Here is a 5348-nt window from a genome sequence, read left to right on the forward strand (position 1 = left end):
GCGCCGGCTCCGCGGCCAGCCGCGCCGACCGCTCGGCCTCGGCGCGCTCGGCGGCCGGGCGCTCGAGCAGGATGCGGCGCCGCATCCCGTCGATCCGCGCCATCAGCTCGAGCGGGCGGAAGGGCTTGGTCACGTAGTCGTCGGCGCCGAGGCGGAACCCCTCGACCTTGTCGGCGTCGGCGTCGCGCGCCGAGAGGATCAGCACGGGGCACCAGTGCCCCTCGGCGCGCAGCTGGGCGAGCAGCGACAGCCCGTCCATCCCCGGGATGCCGAGGTCGAGGACCATCAGGTCGGGCGCCCGGCGCCGCACGAGGGCGAGCGCCTGGCGCCCGTCGCTCGACAGCTCGGTGCGGTACCCCTCGCCGCGCAGGTTCATCTGCAGCGCCTCGGCGAGGTCGTGGTGGTCCTCGACGATCAGGATGCGCAGCGCCGCCTCGCCCGCGGGGCGCGCGTCGGTCGCGAAGGTGACGCCGAATCCGAAGTCGTCGGGTGCGGTCATGGGCTCGTGGATGGCAGGGCGGCCGGGAGGGGCGCCAGATTGACGATGCAAGGCGAGCCGCCCGCCCGGCATGGGTCAGTGTCCCACGCCCGGGTGGCCCACGATCTGCCCTCCCCCACGATCATGCCACCCCGCCGTCCCCCCGCCGCCGCGCTGGCCGCGGGGCTGCTGCTCGCCGCGCCCGTGGGCGCGACGCCCCTCGGCGCGCAGGACGCCGCCCCGCGCGACGTGCGCTCGCTCGCCCCGACGCGGGTGGCGGCGCAGGTGGGCGCGGGCGCGCTGCTGACCCCCGTCGGCTTCGTGACGCTCGGGGTGCTCACCGACACCTTCTTCGAGCGGCTGGGGCGCGACGACGCCACCACGTCGGCGATCTCGCTGGGCGCCGCGTACGCCGGCGGCGCGCGCGGGGCGGCGGCCGGGCCGGCGCTGATCGGCGCGCGCGGGCCGGGGCGCGGGCGCTTCGTGGCGGCGGTCGTCGGCGCGGCGGCCGGGGGGCTCGCCAGCTGGGCGCTGGTGCGCCTGGTAGACCGCGACGACGACGACGACGACCGGCCACCGCGCGGGGGGCGCGTGGTGGCCGCGGTGGCCGGGGCGGCGGTGTTCCTCCTCCCGAGCGTCGGGGCGACGGTGGGCTACAACCTCAGTCGGCGGCCCTGACGCACTGCGGGCTGCGGGCTGCGGGCTGCGGATTCGACCAGACCCGCAGCCCGCAGCATCGTCACGGCCGGTCCTTGAACCGGTCGTTGAGGTCCGTGTGCTTGGAATCGAGCGGCACCGGGCGGCCGGCGATGAAGAGGTGCCTCGTCCTCGTGCGCGCCTCGAGCAGGTCGCCGTCGGTGACGACGAGGTTCGCGACCTTGCCGACCTCGATCGAGCCGAGGCGGTCGCCGACGCCGAGGATCTGCGCCGGCCAGAGGGTGACCGCCTTCAGCGCGTCGGCCTTGGAGAGCCCGAACGCCGACGCCATCCCCGCCGTGTAGGGGAGGTTGCGCGCCTCGGCGCCCTGGTCGCCCGACGTGATCGCGAAGCGTACCCCGGCGGCCGCCAGCTTGGACGGCGACGCGAAGTTCACGTCGTACGGGTCGTCCTCGCGCGACGGCAGGTCCATCACCGCCGACAGCAGCACCGGGACGTCCTTCTGCTTCAGGAACGCGCCCACCTGCCAGGCGTCGCGCCCGCCGACGATGATCGGCCTGAGCTGCATCTCCTCGGCGAACGCCACCGCCTCGCGGATGTCGGGCGCGCGGTCGGCGATGAACAGCACCGGCGCCTGGCGCCGCACGTACGGCACCAGCGCCGACAGCACCACGTCCTGCCGCGGGCGCGGCAGCGCCTTGTCCTTCGCGTACGCGTCGTGCGCCTTCTGGTAGGCGTCGGCGTCGCGCAGCATCGCGCGCAGCGAGTCGAGCTGGCGGGTGCGGGCGCGCTGCACGTCCTGCTGGCTGCCGGCGGCGGCGAAGGCGAACCCGCCCCCGCCGAAGCGCCCGCCGCCGAAGCCCGAGCGCGGCAGCTCGACCACCAGCGCGGCACGCGGCACCACGCTCATCTCGGGGACGGTGGAGCCGGCGAGGTTGAGCAGCGTCGCCTGCCCCGAGATCACGCCGCCCGAGGGGCGCGACAGCACGTGCGTGATCCCGACGACGCGCGTGACGCCGACGTGCGCGCTCTGCGGGTTGACGCCGAAGAACGCCTGCGCGTTCGGGTTGAAGTTCCCGGTCTCGCTGACGTCGACGGTCGACGGCGCGCCCTGCGGGATCTCCGAGAGCCCGATCGAGGTGCCGGCGTCGAACATGCCGGGGTACACCGTGAGCCCCGCGCCGTCGATCACGGTCGCGCCGGCGGGGACCGCGGCGTCGGCGCCGACGGCGGCGATCCTCCCGCCGCTGACGACCACCGTGCCGCTGGCGATGTCGGGGCCCGAGACGGGGACGATCCGGGCGCCGCGGATCGCGAAGGTGCCCTGCGCGCCCGGCGGCGGGTTGTAGGAGCCGAGCTGCGCGCCGACGACGGCGGGCAGGAACGGCAGGAGCGCGGCGAGCGCCGCGGGGACGGTCGTGCGGCGCGGCATCAGCGGCGCTCCTCGTTGGGGACGAACGGCTGGGCGGGGCGCTGCTGGCGCGCGGGCTGCTCGGCGCGCTCCAGCTGCTGGCGCTCGCGGGCCTTCGCCTCGCGCTCGGCCAGGTCCTTCTGGCGGTCGAAGAACAGCTCCCCGTCGATGAAGGTCTTGTCGACGTTGGCGTAGACGCTCAGCGGGTGCGCGCTCCAGATGGCGACGTCGGCGTCCTTGCCGACCTCGATCGAGCCCACGCGGTCCTGCACGCCGAGCTGCAGGGCGCCGTTGTACGTGATCGTCTTCAGCGCCTCGTCCTCGGTCAGGTCGCCGTACTTCACGAGCTTGGCCGCGTCGATGTTGAGCCGGCGGATGCGCTCGTCGGAGTCGGAGTTGATCGTCGTCAGCACGCCGTGGCGCACCAGGATCGCGGCGTTGTACGGGATCGCGTCGTACGCCTCGATCTTGTACGACCAGCTGTCGGCGAAGGTCGAGAGCCCGGCGCCGTGCTTCGCGATCTCCGAGGCGATCTTGTACCCCTCGAGGCCGTGCTGCAGCGTGCGCACCTTGAACCCGAACTCGTCGGCGACCTGCAGCAGCATCAGCATCTCGTCGCCGCGGTAGCCGTGCGCGTGGACGTAGCGCTTCCCCTCCAGCACCTCGACCAGCGGCTCCAGCTCGAGGTCGCGGCGCGGGGCGACGCCGCGCGCGCCGGCGCGGCGGTACTCGTCCCACGACGCCTTGTACTCGCGGGCGCGCACGAACGCGTCGCGCAGCACCTCCTCCTGCCCCATGCGCGACGTCGGGTAGCGCGCCGGCGGGCCGCCCGGGATCGCCGTGCGGCTCTTGCGCGTGACGTTCTCGCCGAGCGCGAACTTGATGCCGGGCGTGGCGCCCGGGAACACCATCTCCGCCGCCTCGCGCCCGTACTTGAGCTTCACGGTCGCGTTCTGGCCGCCGATCGTGTTGGCCGAGCCGTGGAGGATGTTGATCGTCGTGACGCCGCCGGCCAGCGCGCGGTACACGTTGATCGCCGTCGGGTTGAGCACGTCCGTGATCCGCACCATCGACGTCACCGAGAGCGAGCCCTCGTTGATGGCGTCGCTCATCATGTGCGAGTGCGGGTCGATGATCCCGGGCATCACGAACTTGCCGGTCGCGTCGACGACCGTCGCGCCGGCCGGCGCCTGCAGGTTCTGGCCGATGCGCGCGATCTTGCCGCCCTGCAGCAGCAGGTCGGTGTTCTGCAGCGTCCCCTTGGTCACCGTGAGGACGGTGGCGTTCCGGATCAGCGTCGTGCCGCCCGAGGCCGGGCGCGCCGCCTGCGCGGCCAGCACCGTCGGGGCCAGCGCCGCGAGCGCGGCGAGGGTGCGCGGGAGCATGGGCGTGGGTCGCATGGTGGGCATGGGGGTCACTCCCGCGGCGGCGTCTGGCGCGCCGGGGCGGCGGCGCCGCCGCGCCCGGGGCGCGTGCCGGTGAACGTGCCCGGCTCGTGGCCGACGATCGTCACGCGGCCGCGGATCGCGTTCCCCTCCAGCGTGCCGGTGAACGTCGCCTCCTCCGTCCCCTCCTTGATCGTGATCGGCACGGTGAAGCGCACGGCGCCGTCGGCGCCCGCCGAGCCGTTGGTGACCTCGCCCGTCCCGAGGTCGCCCTGCAGCGCGCCGGTGACGCGCTCCCCCTCCTGCCGGAGCGTGAGCGTCACCGCGTAGCTCTGGTTGTCGAGCGCGACGGTCGTCGTCCAGGCGCCGGCGAGCGTGGCCGCCCCCTCGCCCGCCGCCGGCGCCGCGGCGCGCACCGTCACCGGGCGCCCGTCGACGAACAGCTGCGCGACGCGCGCGTTCGCGGCGCCGAGCGAGCCGCGCACCAGCGTCAGGTTCGCGATCTTCCCCACCTCGAGCGTCCCCACGCGGTCGCCGACGCCGAGGATCTCGGCCGGGGCGAGCGTCATGGCGCGCGCCGCCTGGTCGGCGGGGAGCCCCTGCTCGACCGCGCGCTGCACGTTCGCCAGCAGGTCGGCGGCGTTGGCCAGCCCGCCCGACTGGAAGGCGAAGCGCACGCCGGCCTTGGCGAGCCGCGACGGGACCTGCGGCGCCTCGACGCGGGCGCGCAGCACGCGCAGCGGCTCCGGGTCGGCGTCGGCGTTGGCCGCCTGCTGCGGGCGGCGCGGGAAGTTCGCCGACAGCAGCACCGGCACGTTCTCCGCCTTCAGCCGGTCGGCCACCTGGTCCGCCTCGGCGCCCCCGGCGATGATCGCGCGCAGGTTGAACTCCTTGGCCAGGTCGAGCGCGCGCTCGATCTCGCGCTTCGTGTCGGCCTGCATCACCACCGGCTGCGTGCGCGCCAGCACCGGCTGCAGCGCGTCGAGCGCGGCGTCGTACGCCGGGCGGGTCATGCCGCGGGCGCTGCGCGCGTAGGCGGCCTGCTCGTCGCGGTAGTGCTGCGCGTCGAGCAGCATCTGGCGCAGCGCGCTGAACACGCCGAGCAGCGAGTTGGGGTAGCCGCCGCCGCGCACCGGCGTGAAGCCGACGTGCTGCGCGACCGGCGCCTTGAGGACCAGCGCGGCCGGGTCGTCGCCGAGCGTGATCAGCGCGCTCTGCCCGGCCAGGATCCCCGACGGCGGGGCGGCCAGGGCGGCGGTGAAGCCGGCGGCGTGCGCCGCCGCGAACGCGTCGGCGTCGACGCGCAGCTGGGCGACCGACGTGGCCTCGGGGGTCAGCCCCGCCGGGTGCACGACGAGGCGCCCGCCCGCCGGCTGCGCCTGCGCCTGCACGGCCGCCGCGAAGGCCGCGGCGCCGC

The 5348-nt window shown here is 75.3% G+C and carries 5 protein-coding genes; 1 reads left to right on the forward strand and 4 read right to left on the reverse strand.

Annotation, left to right across the window (positions count from 1 at the left end; all coding sequences use genetic code 11):
- Positions 1–499 (reverse strand): response regulator (locus tag PYV61_RS20395; protein WP_275835070.1); only part of this gene is annotated, 499 nt, incomplete at its 3' end.
- A gap of 123 nt (positions 500–622) precedes the next feature.
- Between PYV61_RS20395 and PYV61_RS20400 the strand changes: the two genes are divergently transcribed.
- Complete coding sequence (locus PYV61_RS20400) at positions 623–1156, forward strand: hypothetical protein (protein WP_275835072.1); 534 nt, start codon at positions 623–625, stop codon at positions 1154–1156.
- A gap of 61 nt (positions 1157–1217) precedes the next feature.
- On the opposite strand, the gene PYV61_RS20405 is transcribed toward PYV61_RS20400, so the two are convergent.
- The 3 genes from PYV61_RS20405 to PYV61_RS20415 all read right to left on the reverse strand — a co-directional run.
- Entirely contained in the window at positions 1218–2567 is a 1350-nt protein-coding gene (locus PYV61_RS20405; protein ID WP_275835074.1) for an amidohydrolase family protein, read from the reverse strand.
- Entirely contained in the window at positions 2567–3946 is a 1380-nt protein-coding gene (locus PYV61_RS20410; protein WP_275835076.1) for an amidohydrolase family protein, read from the reverse strand. Before PYV61_RS20410 ends, PYV61_RS20405 begins: the two co-directional genes overlap by 1 nt.
- 14 nt (positions 3947–3960) lie before the next feature.
- On the reverse strand, positions 3961–5348 hold a 1388-nt coding region (locus PYV61_RS20415), incomplete at its 5' end, for an amidohydrolase family protein (protein ID WP_275835078.1).

Source organism: Roseisolibacter sp. H3M3-2 (assembly GCF_029211165.1).
Taxonomy (GTDB): domain Bacteria; phylum Gemmatimonadota; class Gemmatimonadetes; order Gemmatimonadales; family Gemmatimonadaceae; genus Roseisolibacter.

Excerpts from the sequence above, each read along its gene's own strand:
- PYV61_RS20400 (WP_275835072.1), top strand. The coding sequence starts at position 623 with ATGCCACCCCGCCGTCCCCCCGCCGCCGCGCTGGCCGCGGGGCTGCTG.
- PYV61_RS20405 (WP_275835074.1), bottom strand. The coding sequence starts at position 2,567 with ATGCCGCGCCGCACGACCGTCCCCGCGGCGCTCGCCGCGCTCCTGCCG.
- PYV61_RS20410 (WP_275835076.1), bottom strand. The coding sequence starts at position 3,946 with ATGCGACCCACGCCCATGCTCCCGCGCACCCTCGCCGCGCTCGCGGCG.